This window comes from Geodermatophilus sp. SYSU D01180 (assembly GCF_054050415.1).
Genome location: NZ_JBJGZH010000016.1, coordinates 37,763 through 53,765 on the forward strand (window position 1 = coordinate 37,763; position 16,003 = coordinate 53,765).

Sequence of the window (16,003 nt, forward strand, 5' to 3'; positions counted from 1 at the left end):
CGGGGCATGGCTGATCTCCCCCGCGACCACCTGAAGGGCCTCCGGGTCGCCGTCACCGGCGCGAGCGGCAACGTCGGGACGGCGCTGCTGCGGCGGCTGACCGCCCCGGGCAGCGGGGTGGCCGAGGTCCGCGGGCTGGCCCGGCGGCAGCCGCCGGACACCGCCCCCTACGACGCCGTCACCTGGTACACCGCCGACCTCGGTGACACCTCCAGCGAGCAGGCGCTGACCAACCTGCTCGAGGACGTCGACGCCGTCGTCCACCTGGCCTGGGTGCTGCAGCCGGGCCGCAAGCCCGACGAGCTGCACGAGGCGAACGTCAACGGCACCCGCCGGGTGGTGCGCGCCGCGGTGGCGGCGGGGGTGCGGCACGTGGTGCACATGTCCTCGCTCGGCGCCTACGCCGCCGGGGGCGGGGACCGGCCGGTGACCGAGGACTGGCCGGTCACCGGCATCCCGAGCTCGCAGTACAGCCGGCAGAAGTCCGAGGCCGAGCGGGTGGTGCGCGAGGTGGTCGGACGGCGGCGGGACGTCACGCTGACCGTCGTCCGCCCGACCCTGGTCATGCAGCCGGAGGCGGCCAGCGAGATCGGCCGCTACTTCCTCGGGCCGCTGCTGCTCGGCGCCGCCCGGCTCGTGCCCGGGCAGGTGGCCTCTCGGCTGCCGCTGCCCCTTCCGTCGCTGCGGGTCGGGTTCATCCACGCCGACGACGTCGCCGACGCCATCACCCGCATGCTCGACCGGCGCGCGCCCGGCCCGTTCAACCTCTCCGCCGACCCGGCCCTCGACGCCGACGGGATCGCCCGGGCGCTCGGCACCGTGCGCGTGCCGGTGCCGGCGGCGGTGCTGCGCGCCGGGCTGAGCGCGGCCTTCCACGCGCGCCTGGTGCCGACCGAGCCGGGCTGGCTGGACCTCGCCCTGCAGTCGCCGGTGCTCGAGACCGCCCGCGCCCGCACCCAGCTGGACTGGCAGCCCGCCTACCGCGGCGACGACGTCCTGCGCCAGTTCGTGGCCGCCCTCGGCCGCGGTGAGGGCGGGCCCGGCCCGCTGCTGTCCGCGACCGGCGGGAAGGAGCACGACCCGGCCGGCGACCCGGCCAACGTGCCGGACCACCGCCCGGGCTGAGGGGGGCTACCGGCCCGGCACCGCGCTCGACCGTCACGTCCGCGCCCGCGACCGGCGCTGCCGGTTCCCCGGCTGCCGCCGCCGCGTCCCAGGAACGGCGGGCTCGACCACGTCCGCGCCGGCCCCGAGGGCCCGACGTCGGCAGCGGACCTCGCCGGCTGCTGCACCACGCACCACCGCGGCAGGCACAGGCTCCCGGCTGGACGTACCGGCCCGCCCCGGACGCGACCGTCGTCGTCACGACGCCGTCCGGTCTCACCGCCGCGACCACCCCGCCGCCGTGCTGACCCCGGCGGCGACCCGCGCGGCCTGACCGATGACTTCCCCGCGCGGTGCCGGTCCGCACGCCTATCACCGACTCACGAGAGGCATGACGCCATGCGGACACTGACCTTCGGCATGAACGTGAGCCTGGACGGCTACATCGCCGCGCCCGGCGACGACCTCGGCTGGAGCGTGCCGAGCGACGAGCTGTTCCAGTGGTGGTCCGACCGGGTGGGGGCGACGGGCACGGCGCTGTACGGGCGCAGCCTGTGGGAGGCGATGAGCTCCCACTGGCCCACCGCCGACCAGCAGCCCGGCGTCACACCGGCGCAGGTCGAGTACGCCCGCCGCTGGCGGGACATGCCGAAGGTGGTGTTCTCCTCCACGATCAGCGCGGTCGACGGGAACGCCCGCCTGGTCACCGGCGACGCGGTCACCGAGATCACCCGGCTCAAGACCGAGGACGGCGGCCCCATGGACATCGGCGGCGCCACCCTCGCCGCGGCGGCCATGCGCGCCGGGCTGATCGAGGAGTACGCGCTCGTCACCCACCCGGTCCTGGTGGGCGGCGGCACGCCGTTCTTCACGGCCCTGGACAACTGGGTGGACCTCACCCTGGTGGAGACCCGGACGTTCCCCGACGGCGTCCTCCTGACCAGGTACGAGACCAGGCACTGACCGCCCGGCACCGGATCGGCGCAGGCTCGGCCGTCGGCCCGAACGGGCCGCTGAGCGCACCGATGAGTCACGACGGCTCGCGCCGTCTACGCATGAGCGTGACCTCACCCACCAGCCGTGCAGACGGCGGAGGAGCTCGTCATGACCCACGTCCCCCACCACCCCGGCGGTCGGTCCACGACGGACGCCGCCGCTCCCGTCACCACCACGCCGGTCCTCGTCGCCGACCTGCTCGCCGAGGGCGAGCGGATGCCGGTCTACGTGCACGTGATCGACCATCCCGACGCGCGCGTGCTGGTCGACACCGGCATGACGGAGCTGCACCCGGCCGGAGCCGACCTCGCCCCCCACCTCCGGCCGCTCAGCGAGCAGGACGTCGACCTGGCCGGCATCGACGTCGTCGTCAACACGCACCTGCACTTCGACCACTGCGGCGGCAACCACCTCTTCACCGGGAAGCCCATCTACGTCCAGCGTCGGGAGCTCGACGACGCGCGCAGCCAGGACGGCTACACCATCCGCGAGTGGGTCGACGCGCCCGGCGTGCGGTACGTGCCGGTCGACGGCGAGCTCGAGCTGCTCCCCGGGCTCCGGCTCGTCCCGGCGCCGGGCCACACACCCGGCACCCAGGTGGTCGTCGTCGAGACCGGCGGGCGTCCGATCGTCATCGGCGGCGACACGGCGGTCCGGTTCGGCGAGCTCGACGAGCCGCACACCGAGGGCCAGCTGCTGGTGCGTGCGCTCGACCCCGAGCTGGTCTGGCTCGCGCACGAGCACGAGCCCTGGCGACCCCGCACCGCCTGAGCCGCGGGACGGCTCCGGGTCAGGCGCGCGTCGTCCAGGCGCCGACCGAGCGGCCGGTGGCCGCGAAGACGTCCGCGGCCTGCTCCGCGCGCAGCGCCACGAACAGCCCCTCCGCCTCGGCGAGCACCACCTCGGGGCTGTCCTCGGCCACCAGCCGGGCGTGCGCGGTGGTGCGCCGGCCGACGGTCTCCCCCATCTCGGCGGTCAGCAGCAGCGGCACCCCGAGGTGCACCGGGCGCCGGTACCTCACGGTCAGGGTCGCGGTCAGCCCGCCGCGGCCGGCGGCGCGCAGCGCGCGGGCCAGGACGTGGTCGAGCAGCGTGGCCACCACGCCGCCGTGCACCAGCCCGGGCGGCCCCTCGTGCGCCTTGCCCACGGTGACCCGGCCGGTCGCCGTCCCGTCGGGGGTGTCGGTGGCCACCAGCGGCGGCGCCACCGGGCTGCCCGGCCCGTACACCGGGCTGTACCAGCGCTCGCCGGTCTCCGGGTCGTCGACGCGGGCGATCTCGTGCAGGCCGCGGCCGGCCACCCGCAGCCGGGCCGCCAGCTCCCGCGCGACGGCGGCGGCCGCCTCGAGCTCGGCCTCCGGCACCTCCGTGCGGACGGCGGCGTCGACCAGCTCGCGCAGCGCCTCGCCCAGCTCCCCGACGGCGACCCGCCGGGCGGCCCGCTCCTCCGCGGAGGGCCTAGCCACGGGGCATGCCGGCCGCGCGCAGCAGCCCACCGCCGATGATCACCCGCTGCACCTCGCTGGTGCCCTCGTACAGCCGGTAGAGGCGGGCGTCGCGGTAGAAGCGCTCGACCGGCGTGGTGCGCAGGTAGCCCAGCCCGCCGTGCACCTGGACGGCGCGGTCGGTGGCCCGGCCGACCATCTCGCTGCACCACAGCTTCGCCGACGACGGCCCGATCGAGGTGTCCTCGCCGGAGTCGTAGCGGGCGGCCACCTCGCGGACCATCGCCTTCCCGGCCAGCGTCTCGGCGTGCATGTCGGCGATCAGCGCCTGCACCAGCTGGAACCGGCCGATCGGGGCGCCGCCCTGCTTGGCCGTGGCGGCGTAGGCGACCGACTCGTCGAGCACCCGCTGCGCCATCCCGACGCACAGCGCCGCGATGTGCAGCCGGCCACGGGACAGCACGGTGAGCGCCTTCGAGTAGCCGCGCCCCTCCTCGCCGATCAGCGCGTCGGCCGGCACGTGGACGCCGTCGAAGAAGACCTCCGAGGTCCACGCCCCCGACTGGCCCATCTTCTTGTCCTTCGGGCCGAGCGAGACGCCGGGCGCCTTCGCGTCGACGACGAAGCTGGAGATCCCCCGCCCGCCCTTCTCCTCCGGGTCGGTGCGGGCGAAGACGACGAACAGGTCGGCCAGCGGCGCGTTGGTGATGTACCGCTTGGCGCCGTTGAGCACCCAGCCGTCGCCGTCGCGGCGGGCGCTGGTGCGCAGGCCCGCCGGGTCGGAGCCGGCCTCGGCCTCGGTGAGCGCGAAGGAGCCGATCAGCTCGCCGGCCGCCAGCCGCGGCAGGTACGCCTTCTTCTGCCCCTCGCTGCCGAACTTCGCGATCACCTGCCCCGCGATGCCGTTGTTCGTGCCGAACAGCGACCGGAACGCCGGCGTGGTGTAGCCGAACTCGAAGGCCAGCTCGACGTCCTCGCTCATGGAGACGCCCAGGCCGCCGTACTCCTCGGGCAGCGCGTAGCCGAACAGGCCCATCTCCGCCGCCGCGCCGCGCAGCTCCTCGGGGATGCGGTCGTCGAGGTCGATCTCCTCCTCGCGCGGGACGACCACCTCCCGCACCAGCTGGCGCACCGCGTCCCGGATCTGCGTGAAGTCCTCGGCGTCCACGCCTCCATGGTGCCGCCTGGGGCGGCCTCCCGACGAGCCGGGGGTGCAACACCCAGCGGAGGGTGTTACGGACGGCTGCGGACGGAACGTCGTGATCCGGACACACCCCGTTGCCGGTCACGGTCAGCCGCACTAGCGTCACGGACGGCACCCGAACCAGCGGCGCCGCGTCCTCCCCCCGGGAGCCCTCGTGCACCTCTCCGTCGCCGTCGTGCCCGCACCGGACCAGGTCGTCGTCCGCCTGACCGGCGACGCCGGCCGTCCGACCCTCCCCCGCCTGGCGGCCGGCCTGACCCGCGCCGCCGAGCACGGCACCCCCAGCGTCGTCGTCGACGTGGCCGGCGTCCGCTTCCACGACCGCGCGGCGCTGCGGACCCTCGCCGGCTTCAGCGACACCCTCACCGCCGCCGGCCGGCGGTGCCGGGTGGTCGGCGCGCCCGCGGCCACCCGCCGCCAGGTGGCCGAGGCCGGCCTCGCCGGCGTCCTCGAGCTCGACGGCCCGCTCACCGGCGCCGACCCGGTGCGCCCCCTGCCGCGGCCGGCACCGGAGTCCGTGACCGACCCGCGCCCCACCCAGCCCCTGCCGGTCGGGGCGCTGCCCGCCGCGGCGGACCTGCCGGCCCCGGCGCTCGAGGACGCCCGCCGGCCGCGCGCCGCGGCGCACCCGCTGCGGGGACCGGCCGGGGCGTCCCGCCGCCGTGTCCCCGTCCCGCTGGACCGCTGGCGCTGACGCCGGACGCGCAGGTGCCCCGGCCCGCACGCGGCGGACCGGGCCACGACGGGGGTGCGACTAGGCCAGGGCGTCCAGGCGGGCCATGTCCTCGTCGGACAGCGTCAGCTGCGCCGCGCCCATGTTCTCGGTGAGGTGGTCCACCGACTTCGTGCCCGGGATGGGCAGCACCACCGGCGACTTCTGCAGCAGCCAGGCCAGCGCGACCTGCGCCGGGGTGGCGTCCAGCTCGCGGGCGATGTCGGCGACCGGGCTGTGCGGGGCGGCGAGGTCGCCGGTCGCGATCGGGAACCACGGGATGAACGCGATCCCGTGGTCGGTGGCGTAGTCCAGGACGTCCTGCGACTGCCGGTTGGTCAGGTTGTAGAGGTTCTGGACGCTGACGACGTCGACGATCTCGCGCGCCGCCCGCAGCTCCTCGACCGAGACCTCGGAGACGCCGATGTGGCGGACCTTGCCCTCGTCCTGCAGCTCCTTGAACGCGCCGAGCTGGTCGGCCAGCGGCACCTCGGGGTCGATGCGGTGCAGCTGGATGAGGTCGATGCGCTCCACCCGCAGGTGGCGCAGCGACAGCTCCACCTGCTGCCTGAGGTAGGCCGGGCGCCCGACCGGCGTCCAGATGCCCGGGCCCTGGCGGGTCAGGCCGGCCTTGGTGGCGATGACCAGGCCCTCCGGGTACGGGTGCAGCGCCTCGGCGATGACCAGCTCGCTGACGAACGGCCCGTAGGAGTCGGCGGTGTCGATGAGGTCGACGCCCTGCTCGACGGCGGCGCGGACCACCCGGAGGGCGGCGTCGCGGTCGGCCGGCTCGCCCCAGACACCCGGCCCGGGCAGCTGCATGGCCCCGTAGCCCAGCCGGTGGACGGCGAGGTCGCCGCCGATGGCGAAGGTGTCGGCAGGTGCGGTGGCGGTCATGGACCCTCCCGGTGCGTGTGCCCCGGGCCGGCTGCCCGGGGTCCCGCACCCCGCCAGCACGGCGGTCCGCGCCGCTCTTCCCGGCGCGCCGACGATGTGACCGGCGACACGCGAACGAGAGGACGGCGATGGGCGAGATCCTGGTGCTGCGGCACGGCGCGACCGAGTGGAGCAGGAGCGGCCAGCACACCGGCGTGACCGACCTGCCGCTGCTGCCCGAGGGCGAGGAGCGGGCCCGCTCCCTGGCCCCGGCGCTGGCCGAGCGGCACGTCGTCGAGGTGTGGACGAGCCCCCGGCAGCGCGCCCGGCGCACCGCCGAGCTGGCCGGGCTGACCGCCACGGCCGTCGACGAGGACCTGGTCGAGCTCGACTACGGCGGCTACGAGGGCCGCACCACCGCTGAGATCAGCGAGGAGCTCGGCCGCCAGTGGTCGGTCTGGCGCGATCCGGTGGTGGCGGGCGAGACGCCCGGCGAGACCCTCGAGCAGGTCGGCGAGCGGGTGGACCGGGTGCTGGACCGGGCGCGGGCCCGGCTCGACGACGGCGACGTCGCCCTCGTCGCGCACGGGCACGTGCTGCGGGTCCTCACCGCGCGCTGGCTGGGCCTCGAGCCCGCCGCGGGGGCGCTGTTCGCGCTGCCGGCCGGCGCCTACGGCGTGCTCGGGCACGAGCACGCGCGCCCGGTGCTCACGGGATGGGGACTGGGCTGAGGTCGGCCGGCTGGACCGCGGCGGCGGGCGCGGCGGGCCGGCCGAACAGCCAGCCCTGCGCGAGGTCGGCGCCGAGCGCGGCCACCTCCGCGGCCACCTGCTCGGTCTCCACCCCCTCCGCGACGACGACCGCCCCGAGCCGGTGCGCGTGCTCGGTCACCGTGCGCACCGACGCGCGGGCGCCGTCGTCGGGCAGCGCGGACACCAGCGCCCGCCCGAGCTTGACGACGTCGGGCCGGACGACGTCGAGCAGCGAGCGGCTCGACCACCCGGCGGCCACCTCGTCGAGGGCCACCCGCCAGCCGCGCTCCCGGTAGGCCTCGAGGACGGCGAGCAGGTGCCCGCGGTCGGCGACGGCGGCCCGCTCCCCCACCTCCAGCACCAGCTGCCGCGGCTCCAGCCCCGCGGCCTCCAGCGCCTCGACGGTGCTGGCGAGGTCGGCGTCGGGGTGCAGCACCGAGGTGGGCCGGGTGTTGACGAACAGGTCGGCGCCGCCCAGCCAGCCCGCGGCGCCGGCGATGGCGCACTCCCGGCCGACCCGGTCCAGCCGGGTGAGCCAGCCCGCGGACTCGGCGACGAAGAACAGGTCCCCGCCGTCGACGGTGCGCCCGTCGGAGTCGCCGCGCAGCAGCGCCTCGTGGGCGACGACGGCGCGGTCGGCCAGCGCCACGATCGGCTGGTACGCCGACCACAGCTCGGCCTCGGCGAGCACGCCGGCCTCGGCGGTCACCCCGCGGCGGGCCAGCTCCTGCGCCAGGGTCGGCGCGGTGAGCAGGCCGAGGGTCAGCGCGGTGTACTCGTTGGCCGGGTCGGTGGCCACCCGCACCGCCTCGGCCTCGGCGCCGGTCAGCGCGCGGGAGAGCCGGTCGAAGAAGACCTCCACGCCGACGCCGTCGCGCTCGTCGGAGAGGTCGAGCAGCCCGGGGGCGGCGAAGACCGACAGCCCGGCCGCGCGGGCGGCGGCGGCCACGGCGGGCAGCACGTTCTCCTCCGCGGTCGCCAGCAGCACGCGGGTCGCGGCCTCGGGCAGGGGCCACTGCTCGCGCCGCCGCGCCGCACCGATCGGACTCGCCACGCGCAGCAGGATGACCGACCGGCCCGGCCGGTGCGGGCAGGCGCGCGGACGGGTCCCGACCGTTCAGGATGCCGCGCGGCCGACCGGTCTGCACGCGGCGCGGAGGCCCTACTGTCGATCCATGGCTGCTGTGATCACCGAGCCGCCGACGCGCCATGGCCGCGGCGGCCGCCCGCGCGACCCCAGCCGTGACGACGTCATCCGCGCGGCCATCCTCCGGCTGCTCGGGGAGGTCGGGTACGGCGCGCTGACCATGGACGCCGTGGCCGCGGAGGCCGGCGTCGGGAAGGCGACCATCTACCGCCGCTGGCGCACCAAGCAGGACCTCGTCGTCGACACCGTCTCCGACCTCAACCGGGCCTGGACGGTCACCGCCGACACCGGGTCCCTCGAGGGCGACCTGCGCCAGCTCGTGCACCGCATGGTGGAGATGATGGCCAGCCCGGTCGGGGCCGCGACCCGCTCGCTGCTCGCGGCGATGCAGCACGAGCCGGCGCTGATCGAGGCGTTCCGCGAGGGCCCGCTGGCCGTCTGGCGGCGGGCCTACGACGAGGTGTGGACCCGCGCCCAGGCGCGCGGCGAGGTGGGCCCCGGGCTGCCGCAGTCGATCCCCGCCGAGGCCACCACCGCGCTGCTGGTGCAGCGCTGGCTGGTCACCCGCGAGCCGGTGGACGCCGCCTACGCCGACGCGGTGCTCGAGACCGTGGTGCTCCCGCTGGTCCGCCGGGCCTGACGCTCACCAGCCGAGCGTGCCCGGCTCGCCCTTGAACGGGCCGACGACGTCCGCGGTGATCCAGCCGCCGTAGAAGTCCCCCGCCTGCGCGCGCACCTGCTCGCCGTCGACCAGCGCCCGGTCGACCCGGCTCGGGTAGAACGCCACCGCCCCGCGCAGGTGCTCGTAGCCCGGGGTGGGGTCCTCGTAGGACCAGCCCACCGCCGGGTACCGCCGCCCGTCGACGACGGCGTCCCAGTAGGTGGCCCGCCCCTTCCACTCGCACCACGACGAGCCGGCGGCCCGCTCGAGCACGCCGGGGGCGACGTCCTCGCGGGGCACGTAGTAGACCGGCGGGTGGCTGGTCTCGCAGACCCGCACCGCGCGGCCGGTCGACGCGACCACCCGCCCGCCCAGCTCGACGACGACGCGGCGCGGCGTCACCTCCGCCGACGGCGGGCGCGGGTAGTCCCAGACCGACTCCTGACCCGGGCCGACCGGGTCGCGGCGCGGCGGGCGCACGGTGCGGCTCAGTCGTTGCGGTGCCGGGCCTTCTGGACGACGACCAGCGTCACCAGCAGGCCGAGGGCGCCGACGGTGGCGCGCCCCGCCGTCGACTGCAGGAAGCGCACGACGGCGGCCTGCCCCTGGGCGCGGAGCCGCGTCGGGCTGCTCCGGTACGCCAACTGGTCCAGGGTGGCCGCCAGCGACTCACGGGCGGCGTCGATCTCCAGCTGGATCTCTCGAGGGTCGCGAGGCACGGCGACAGCCTGCCAGACACCGCGGCGACCGGCCCGTTCCGGCGATCAGCGGCACCCGCGCGGGCGATGCGCCCTAGACTCGGCGGCCACGCGGGAGTGGTGTAACGGCAGCCACGCCAGACTTAGGATCTGGTGCCCTCGGGCGTAGGGGTTCGACTCCCCTCTCCCGCACGCGACGGGTCAGCTCAGGGTCACGGTGAGCTCGACCTGCGGCGAGGCGAGCCCCGGGTCGTCGGCGTCGACCACGGCCAGCAGGTCCACGCGGTCGCCGTCCACGCCGCGCAGCGCCAGGCCCTCCACCTTGGCCACCCGCCCGTCCACCTCCGGCACCGGCGCGACGGCCAGCACCCGCCCGTGCTCGACCAGGACCAGCGCGGTGGCCACCACCGGGCCGTCGTCGACGGCGTTCGGTGTGTCCTCCGCCGCCGCGGACAGCAGCTCCCGGCCGTCGGGCAGGGCGACGGCGTCGGTGACCGCGAGCCCGACGCCGGCGACCTCGCCGAGGTCGAGGACGTGCACCGGCCCCAGCGGCACCGCGGCGGGGTCCCCGCGCCCGAGCACGGCCCCCACCAGCGGCGCCAGCGGGACCTCGAGGGCAGCGCTCGGCACCCCGGCGGCGCGGTTGCCGCGCTGGTACCAGCGCAGGACGTCGCCCACGCGGGCGGCGCCCTCCAGGTTCCGCTGCCCGTCCGGCACCCCGAGGCGGTCGCCGACCGCCGCGTACAGCGGCCCGAGGTCGGCCGCCCGGACGGAGGGCCGGTCGCCGTCGAGGACGACCAGCACCCCGCGGGTGCGCCGCGGCGTGGACCCCGACCCGAGCAGCAGCACCGCGGGCCGCCCGTCGGCCTCCACCGGGCAGGCCGTCTCCAGGTCGGGCTTGAGGGACTTGGTCCCGGCCGCCTCGGAGAACCGGTCGTGCCCCTCGACCGGCGGCAGCAGCCGCACCGGGACGACGCCGCGCGGGCGCTGCCAGGCCGCGGACGTGGCGTCGTCCTGGGCCACGAGCCAGCCGTCGCCCAGCGGCGCGAGACCCGAGGCCGCGGTCACCGGCGTCCCGTCGTCGAAGCGGAGCCCGCGGACGGCGGTGAGGTCGACGCGCACGGGGACGGGGTGCCCGCTCCGGTGCGGCCTCACGCGGGCGACCGCCGGGGCCGGATCACACAACTGTCTTTCCGCAGGTCAGCACGCTGAACTCCGTCCAGGGCCGCTGCACGCGCGGCGAAGCCGACGTAGCCTCGGGGCGACCGGCCGGCCGCACGACGGGGTGCCCCGGGGCCGGCCCTCTTCCCCTGCACACAGTCCTCCGGACACGACCCGTCGGAGCCCATGACCTCCCCGCGCACCGAGACCAGCCCCTCCCCCGGCACGAACCCCGAGCCGGTCCCCGACAAGCCCCGCACGTCGCTCACCGTCACCCAGGTGGCGGCCGGCGCCCTGGCCGCGGTGTCCGCGGCGGTCCTCGCCTCCTTCTTCGGCGTCGCCGGCACGGTGATCGGCGCGGCGCTGGTCAGCGTGGTGAGCACCGTCGGCTCCGCGCTCTACAGCACCTCGCTGAACCGCACGAGCGAGAAGCTGCGCAAGGCCCGCGAGCAGCTGGCGACCCGCCCCGCCCCGGCGGCCGGCGAGGCGCCGACCCGGGCGATGCCCGCGGCCGGGTCCGCGGCCGACGAGACGGCGACCCGGGAGCTGCCCGCGCACCTGGACCCGCGGCGGGCCCCGGCGCCGCGCCGGCGGATCCGCTGGCCGCGCGTGGCGGCGTACGCGGCCGCGGTGTTCGTCCTGGCGATGGGGATCGTCACCGCGATCGAGCTGATCGGGCAGAAGCCGGTGTCGGCGCTGGTCGGCGGGACCGAGGACTCCTCGTCGTCCACCACGATCGGCGAGCTGTCCAACGCCTCGTCCTCGCGCGACGTGACGCCGTCGGACTCCGACCCGACCACGCCGACGACCGAGGCGCCGGCCACGGGGACGCCCGGGGACGCCGGGGAGAGTGCGACGCCGCCCGGGGAGTCCGCGCCCGCCACCGAGAGCGGCAGCGACGAGGACGGCGGGGACGGCACCGGCGAGGACACCGGCGGCGCCGAGGAGTCCGCGCCCGCCGAGCCGTCGACGCAGGCGCCGGGGACCGACTCGGGCAGCGGGTCCGAGGGCGACCCGGGCAGCGACTCGGACACCGGCTCGGGCTCCGGTTCGGACAGCGGCTCGGGCACCGAGCCGCAGGCCGAGGCGGGCACCGGGGCGGCCGCCGACGCCGGTGGCGAGGCGCCGCCGGCCGCCTGAGCTCAGGAGCCGACCAGCGCCCGGTGCAGGACGGCGACCAGCTCGGCGCGGGTGACGATCCCGGCCAGCCGGTCGTCGGCGTCGACCACCGGCAGGTGCCGCAGCCCGCGGTCGGCCATGAGCCCGACCAGCTCGGAGACCGGGGTGTCGGCGCCGACGGTGGTGACCGGGCTGGTCATGACCTTCGCGACCGGGTCGAAGTCCACGACGTCGAGGTTGAACAGGTCGTGGACGGTGACGATGCCGACGACCCGCCGGTCGGGCGTGACCACCGGCAGCGCCTTCACCGCGTGCTGGTTCATCAGCATCCGCGCGCGGTACAGCGTCTCGTCGGGCTGCACGGTCCGCACGTCGCGCTCCATGAGCGCGCCGACGCGCAGCTGCCCGAGCCGGCGGTCCAGGGCGTGCGCCTCGGCGTCGCGGACCAGCGCCAGCACGTCGCCGGGCAGCACGTCCAGGCCGCGGTCCAGCCGCTGCATCGCCGCCGTGACGTCCTCGGCCTGCAGGCCGACCCGCTCGGTGGGCGGCGCCTCGGGGCCGGTGCGCGGCGGCTCGGGCACGTGCGGGTAGGGCCGCCCGGTCAGGTTGTTCACCAGCGCGGCCACGAGCAGCAGCACGAGCGTGTCGACGCCGACCGGCCACAGCGCGAACGCCCAGCCGTGGTCGGCCACCGCCGCCTCGCCGACCGCCGCGAACAGCGCGCACGCGCCGCCCGGCGGGTGCACGCAGCGCAGCACCATCATCAGCGGGATCGCCACGCCGACGGCGACCGCCGCGGCGAGCGTGACGTCGTCGAGGAGCTTGCCCGCCGCGACGCCGACCAGCGTGGACACCGTGTTGCCCGCGAGCACGGGATAGGGCTGGGCCAGCGGGCTGGCCGGCGCGGCGAACAGCAGCACCGCGGTGGCGCCCATCGGCGCGACGATCCACGGCAGCCCGGCCGGCCCGCCGGGCACCGTGTGGGCGGTGAGCGCGGCCAGCGCGATGCCGGCCAGGGCGCCGAGCCCGCCGCGCAGCACCTCCGAGCGGCGGTAGCCCACCGGCGAGGGCCGCAGCCCGACCCTCCACGCCCTGACGTCCGCGCGCACCCCGCTCCCCTCCCGCGGGCCCCCGCCCGCCGCGGGCGTGGACCCTACGTCGTCGGGGCGGCGCGGGGGTGCCGCCGCGGCGCGTCGGTCAGGCCGCGCCGAGCGCCTGCGCGATCACCGGGACCAGCGCGGCGAAGGCCTGGCCGCGGTGGCTGCGGGCGTCCTTCTCCGCGGGCTCGAGCTCGGCGGCGGTGCGGTGCAGGCCGTCGGCGACGAACACCGGGTCGTAGCCGAAGCCGTTGGTGCCGCGCGGCTCGCGGACCACCCGGCCGCGCCACTGCCGCTCGACGACCGACTCCGCGCCGTCCGGGGTGACCAGGGCGGCGGCGCACACGAACGCCCCGCCGCGCCGCTCGTCGGGGACGTCGCCGATCTGGCCGAGCAGCAGCGCGGTGTTGGCCGCGTCGTCGCCGTGCCGGCCCGACCAGCGCGCCGAGAGCACCCCCGGCATGCCGTTGAGCGCGTCGACGGCGAGGCCCGAGTCGTCGGCCACCGCCGGCAGGCCCGTGTACCGGACCGCCTCGCGCGCCTTGAGCAGCGCGTTCTCCGCGAACGTCGCGCCGGTCTCCGGGGCCTCCGGGTACTCGGGGACGTCGCGCAGGCCGACCACCTCGACCCCCGGGACGGCGTCGGACAGCAGCCGCTGCAGCTCGGCGAGCTTGCCGGCGTTGCGGGTGGCCAGCAGCAGGCGGGTGGTCATCGCTGCAGCGCCTCCTGCTGGACGCGGGTGAGCTCGGCGCACCCGGCGACGGCGAGGTCGAGCAGCCGGTCGAGGGTGGGCCGGTCGAACACCGCGCCCTCGGCGGTGCCCTGCACCTCGACGAAGCCGCCCTCGCCGGTGCAGACGACGTTCATGTCGGTGCCGGCGCGCACGTCCTCCTCGTAGGCGAGGTCCAGCCGCGGCTCGCCGTCGATCACCCCGACGCTCACCGCCGCCACCGACTGCACGATCGCGGTCTTCCTCGCCAGCTTCCGGCGGTCGGCCAGCCACGCGACGGCGTCGGCGAGGGCGACGTAGGCGCCGGTGATCGCCGCCGTCCGGGTGCCGCCGTCGGCCTGCAGGACGTCGCAGTCGACGGCGATGCTGTTCTCCCCGAGCGCCGCGAGGTCGATCGAGGCGCGCAGCGAGCGGCCGATGAGCCGGCTGATCTCGTGGGTGCGCCCGCCGATGCGGCCCTTGACCGACTCGCGGTCGCCGCGGGTGTGCGTGGCGCGCGGCAGCATCGCGTACTCGGCGGTGACCCAGCCCAGGCCCGAGCCCTTGCGCCAGCGCGGCACGCCCTCGGTGACGCTGGCCGCGACCAGCACGCGGGTGCGGCCGAACTCGACGAGCACCGAGCCCTCGGCGTGGTCGAGCCAGTTGCGGGTGATGGTCACCGGGCGGAGCTGGTCGGCCGCGCGGCCGTCGGGGCGGGTCACGGGCACCGAGCCTATCGACGTCGGCACGCCGCCCTCCGGGCGAGATGCCACGATCGGCCCGTGCGATCGGAGCTGCGGACGGTGCGGACCGGCGGCGAGCCGGTGGTGGTCGACCTGACCGGCGAGTGCGAGGACTTCGTCCGGCAGGAGGACGACGGCCTGCTGTCCGTGTTCGTCCCGCACGCCACGGCCGGGCTCGCGGTCATCGAGACCGGCGCGGGCAGCGACGACGACCTGCTCGCCCAGCTCGACGAGCTGCTGCCCCGCGACGGCCGCTGGCGCCACCGGCACGGCAGCCCCGGCCACGGGCGCGACCACGTGCTGCCGGCGTTCGTGCCGCCGCACCTGAGCGTGCCGGTGCTCGGGGGCCGGCTGCAGCTGGGTACCTGGCAGCGGATCTGCCTGGTCGACCCCAACGGCGACAACCCCGAGCGGCAGGTGCGGCTGTCGTTCCTCCGCGGCTGACGCCCCTGCTCCCCTCCCCCGTCGGGCGGGCACGGCATCATGCCGGGCATGACCGAGACCGCGCCCGCACCCGTCCGCCTCGCGCCCGGTGACCCGGCGCCGGACTTCACGCTGCCCGACGCCGACGGCACCCCGGTCTCCCTCGCCGACCGCCGCGGCCGCCGGGTGATCGTCTACTGCTACCCCGCCGCCCTCACCCCGGGCTGCACCACCCAGGCCGTCGACTTCACCGCCGCGGCCGGCGAGCTGGCCGAGGCCGGGCTCGACATCATCGGCATCTCCCCCGACCCGCCGGAGAAGCTGCAGCGCTTCCGCGAGCAGGAGGGCCTGGGCATCACGCTGCTGTCCGACCCGGACAAGCGCGTGCTCACCGCCTACGGCGCCTTCGGCACCAAGAAGCTGTACGGCAAGGAGGTGCAGGGCGTCATCCGCTCGACCTTCGTCGTCGACGCCGAGGGCCGCATCGAGCGGGCCGCCTACAACGTGAAGGCCACCGGGCATGTCGCGAAGCTGCGCCGCGACCTCGGCCTGGGCTGAGCGCTCAGTCCCCGCGGACGCCGAGCACGCCGGTCACCAGCGCGTCGACGACCGTCGTCGCGGCCTTGAGGTCGGGGTCGCGGGAGACCACGACGTCGGAGTAGAGGAACGACTCCCCCAGCCGGACGACGGCGTAGGCCAGCACCGGCAGCGACACCTCCGGCGTGAGCCCGCGCTCCTCGACGTCGCGCTCGAACAGCGCGGTGTAGGCCTCGACCAGCCGCGGCTGCACCCGGCCGCGCGGGTCGGTGAGGATGCGCATCGCGGTGGTCGGCTCGTCGTCGATGAAGCGGTGCAGCGGCGCCGCAGTGCCCAGCGCGTGCCGGTAGTCCTCGATGATCGCCAGGCTGCGCAGCCGGCCGGCGGGCTCGGCGCCCTCGGGCCGGGCGTCGTACGCCTCGGCGGCCTGCTGCAGCTGCCGCTCGGCCAGGTACCAGAGGGTCTCGCCCAGGATGGCGTCGCGGTTGCCGACGCGGCGGAACAGCGTCACCCGGGAGATGCCGAGGTCGGCGGCCAGGGTCGTGGTGTCGATCCGGTCGCCGCGCAGGAAGGTCCGCGCCGCCCGGCGGACGACCTCTTCACGCGGCGCGATCACGGAC

General features: G+C 76.6%; 20 protein-coding genes and 1 tRNA gene. 10 read left to right on the top strand and 11 right to left on the bottom strand.

Annotation, left to right across the window (positions count from 1 at the left end; translation table 11 throughout):
• The first annotated feature begins 6 nt into the window (after positions 1-6).
• From ACI8AA_RS15340 to ACI8AA_RS15350, 3 genes are all read left to right on the top strand, one after another.
• The gene (locus tag ACI8AA_RS15340) at positions 7-1,125 is read left to right on the top strand and encodes an NAD-dependent epimerase/dehydratase family protein (RefSeq protein ID WP_457045266.1); all 1,119 of its coding nucleotides are present in this window, start codon (positions 7-9) and stop codon (positions 1,123-1,125) included.
• A 378-nt stretch (positions 1,126-1,503) separates the two neighbouring features.
• Entirely contained in the window at positions 1,504-2,067 is a 564-nt protein-coding gene (locus ACI8AA_RS15345; RefSeq protein ID WP_457045267.1) for a dihydrofolate reductase family protein, read from the top strand.
• 141 nt (positions 2,068-2,208) lie between these two features.
• The gene (locus tag ACI8AA_RS15350) at positions 2,209-2,871 is read left to right on the top strand and encodes an MBL fold metallo-hydrolase (protein ID WP_457045268.1); all 663 of its coding nucleotides are present in this window, start codon (positions 2,209-2,211) and stop codon (positions 2,869-2,871) included.
• 19 nt (positions 2,872-2,890) lie between these two features.
• On the opposite strand, the gene ACI8AA_RS15355 is transcribed toward ACI8AA_RS15350, so the two are convergent.
• Positions 2,891-3,565 (bottom strand): PaaI family thioesterase, encoded by a 675-nt coding sequence (locus ACI8AA_RS15355; protein ID WP_457045269.1) that lies wholly within the window; start codon positions 3,563-3,565, stop codon positions 2,891-2,893.
• On the bottom strand, positions 3,558-4,712 hold the full coding sequence (locus tag ACI8AA_RS15360) for an acyl-CoA dehydrogenase family protein (protein WP_457045270.1): 1,155 nt from the start codon (positions 4,710-4,712) through the stop codon (positions 3,558-3,560). The genes ACI8AA_RS15355 and ACI8AA_RS15360 overlap by 8 nt, the downstream gene beginning before the upstream one ends.
• 190 nt (positions 4,713-4,902) lie before the next feature.
• On the opposite strand from ACI8AA_RS15360, the gene ACI8AA_RS15365 reads away from it, so the two are divergent.
• Positions 4,903-5,442, top strand: a complete 540-nt coding sequence (locus ACI8AA_RS15365) for an STAS domain-containing protein (RefSeq protein ID WP_457045271.1) — start codon at positions 4,903-4,905, stop codon at positions 5,440-5,442.
• Positions 5,443-5,502: 60 nt separating this feature from the next.
• Here the strand turns inward: ACI8AA_RS15365 and ACI8AA_RS15370 are convergent, their stop codons facing one another.
• Positions 5,503-6,357, bottom strand: coding sequence for an aldo/keto reductase (locus ACI8AA_RS15370; RefSeq protein WP_457045272.1), 855 nt, complete (start codon positions 6,355-6,357; stop codon positions 5,503-5,505).
• Positions 6,358-6,485: 128 nt separating this feature from the next.
• Here ACI8AA_RS15370 and ACI8AA_RS15375 point away from each other — a divergent pair, with 128 nt between their 5' ends.
• Entirely contained in the window at positions 6,486-7,067 is a 582-nt protein-coding gene (locus tag ACI8AA_RS15375) for a histidine phosphatase family protein (RefSeq protein WP_457045273.1), read from the top strand.
• Here the strand turns inward: ACI8AA_RS15375 and ACI8AA_RS15380 are convergent.
• Entirely contained in the window at positions 7,045-8,142 is a 1,098-nt protein-coding gene (locus tag ACI8AA_RS15380) for an EAL domain-containing protein (RefSeq protein ID WP_457045274.1), read from the bottom strand. The genes ACI8AA_RS15375 and ACI8AA_RS15380 overlap by 23 nt on opposite strands.
• A 121-nt stretch (positions 8,143-8,263) precedes the next feature.
• On the opposite strand from ACI8AA_RS15380, the gene ACI8AA_RS15385 reads away from it, so the two are divergent.
• The gene (locus ACI8AA_RS15385; RefSeq protein WP_457045275.1) at positions 8,264-8,875 is read left to right on the top strand and encodes a TetR/AcrR family transcriptional regulator; all 612 of its coding nucleotides are present in this window, start codon (positions 8,264-8,266) and stop codon (positions 8,873-8,875) included.
• A gap of 3 nt (positions 8,876-8,878) precedes the next feature.
• Here the strand turns inward: ACI8AA_RS15385 and ACI8AA_RS15390 are convergent, their stop codons facing one another.
• Positions 8,879-9,376, bottom strand: coding sequence for a DUF427 domain-containing protein (locus ACI8AA_RS15390; RefSeq protein ID WP_457045276.1), 498 nt, complete (start codon positions 9,374-9,376; stop codon positions 8,879-8,881).
• 8 nt (positions 9,377-9,384) lie between these two features.
• Positions 9,385-9,615 carry a DUF3618 domain-containing protein gene (locus ACI8AA_RS15395; protein ID WP_387985736.1) on the bottom strand — a complete coding sequence of 77 codons (231 nt, stop codon included), beginning with the start codon at positions 9,613-9,615 and terminating at the stop codon, positions 9,385-9,387.
• Positions 9,616-9,705: 90 nt separating this feature from the next.
• Between ACI8AA_RS15395 and ACI8AA_RS15400 the strand changes: the two genes are divergently transcribed.
• Positions 9,706-9,786 (top strand) — tRNA-Leu (locus ACI8AA_RS15400).
• Positions 9,787-9,795: 9 nt separating this feature from the next.
• Here the strand turns inward: ACI8AA_RS15400 and ACI8AA_RS15405 are convergent.
• Complete coding sequence (locus ACI8AA_RS15405) at positions 9,796-10,716, bottom strand: DUF6910 family protein (protein WP_457045277.1); 921 nt, start codon at positions 10,714-10,716, stop codon at positions 9,796-9,798.
• A 225-nt stretch (positions 10,717-10,941) separates the two neighbouring features.
• Between ACI8AA_RS15405 and ACI8AA_RS15410 the strand changes: the two genes are divergently transcribed.
• Complete coding sequence (locus ACI8AA_RS15410) at positions 10,942-11,895, top strand: hypothetical protein (protein WP_457045278.1); 954 nt, start codon at positions 10,942-10,944, stop codon at positions 11,893-11,895.
• Between the two features lie 2 nt (positions 11,896-11,897).
• Here the strand turns inward: ACI8AA_RS15410 and ACI8AA_RS15415 are convergent, their stop codons facing one another.
• The 3 genes from ACI8AA_RS15415 to rph form a co-directional block, all read right to left on the bottom strand.
• On the bottom strand, positions 11,898-12,983 hold the full coding sequence (locus ACI8AA_RS15415) for an HPP family protein (protein WP_457045279.1): 1,086 nt from the start codon (positions 12,981-12,983) through the stop codon (positions 11,898-11,900).
• Between the two features lie 88 nt (positions 12,984-13,071).
• A complete protein-coding gene (rdgB, locus tag ACI8AA_RS15420; RefSeq protein ID WP_457045280.1) occupies positions 13,072-13,683 on the bottom strand; it encodes an RdgB/HAM1 family non-canonical purine NTP pyrophosphatase in 612 nt (203 codons plus the stop codon).
• The gene (gene rph / locus ACI8AA_RS15425; RefSeq protein WP_457045281.1) at positions 13,680-14,402 is read right to left on the bottom strand and encodes a ribonuclease PH; all 723 of its coding nucleotides are present in this window, start codon (positions 14,400-14,402) and stop codon (positions 13,680-13,682) included. The genes rdgB and rph overlap by 4 nt, the downstream gene beginning before the upstream one ends.
• Positions 14,403-14,462: 60 nt before the next feature.
• Here rph and ACI8AA_RS15430 point away from each other — a divergent pair, with 60 nt between their 5' ends.
• A complete protein-coding gene (locus ACI8AA_RS15430) occupies positions 14,463-14,867 on the top strand; it encodes a YjbQ family protein (RefSeq protein ID WP_387985754.1) in 405 nt (134 codons plus the stop codon).
• Positions 14,868-14,915: 48 nt separating this feature from the next.
• Entirely contained in the window at positions 14,916-15,404 is a 489-nt protein-coding gene (gene bcp / locus ACI8AA_RS15435; protein WP_457045282.1) for a thioredoxin-dependent thiol peroxidase, read from the top strand.
• Positions 15,405-15,408: 4 nt separating this feature from the next.
• Here bcp and ACI8AA_RS15440 read toward each other — a convergent pair whose 3' ends face one another.
• Entirely contained in the window at positions 15,409-15,999 is a 591-nt protein-coding gene (locus ACI8AA_RS15440; RefSeq protein WP_457045283.1) for a QsdR family transcriptional regulator, read from the bottom strand.
• Positions 16,000-16,003 lie beyond the last annotated feature (4 nt).

What these genes read in the sequence shown, in the direction of transcription:
- rdgB (WP_457045280.1), bottom strand. Translation starts at nt 13,683, where the DNA reads ATGACCACCCGCCTGCTGCTGGCCACCCGCAACGCCGGCAAGCTCGCC.
- bcp (WP_457045282.1), top strand. Translation starts at nt 14,916, where the DNA reads ATGACCGAGACCGCGCCCGCACCCGTCCGCCTCGCGCCCGGTGACCCG.
- ACI8AA_RS15340 (WP_457045266.1), top strand. Translation starts at nt 7, where the DNA reads ATGGCTGATCTCCCCCGCGACCACCTGAAGGGCCTCCGGGTCGCCGTC.
- ACI8AA_RS15410 (WP_457045278.1), top strand. Translation starts at nt 10,942, where the DNA reads ATGACCTCCCCGCGCACCGAGACCAGCCCCTCCCCCGGCACGAACCCC.
- ACI8AA_RS15370 (WP_457045272.1), bottom strand. Translation starts at nt 6,357, where the DNA reads ATGACCGCCACCGCACCTGCCGACACCTTCGCCATCGGCGGCGACCTC.
- ACI8AA_RS15385 (WP_457045275.1), top strand. Translation starts at nt 8,264, where the DNA reads ATGGCTGCTGTGATCACCGAGCCGCCGACGCGCCATGGCCGCGGCGGC.
- ACI8AA_RS15375 (WP_457045273.1), top strand. Translation starts at nt 6,486, where the DNA reads ATGGGCGAGATCCTGGTGCTGCGGCACGGCGCGACCGAGTGGAGCAGG.
- ACI8AA_RS15350 (WP_457045268.1), top strand. Translation starts at nt 2,209, where the DNA reads ATGACCCACGTCCCCCACCACCCCGGCGGTCGGTCCACGACGGACGCC.
- ACI8AA_RS15345 (WP_457045267.1), top strand. Translation starts at nt 1,504, where the DNA reads ATGCGGACACTGACCTTCGGCATGAACGTGAGCCTGGACGGCTACATC.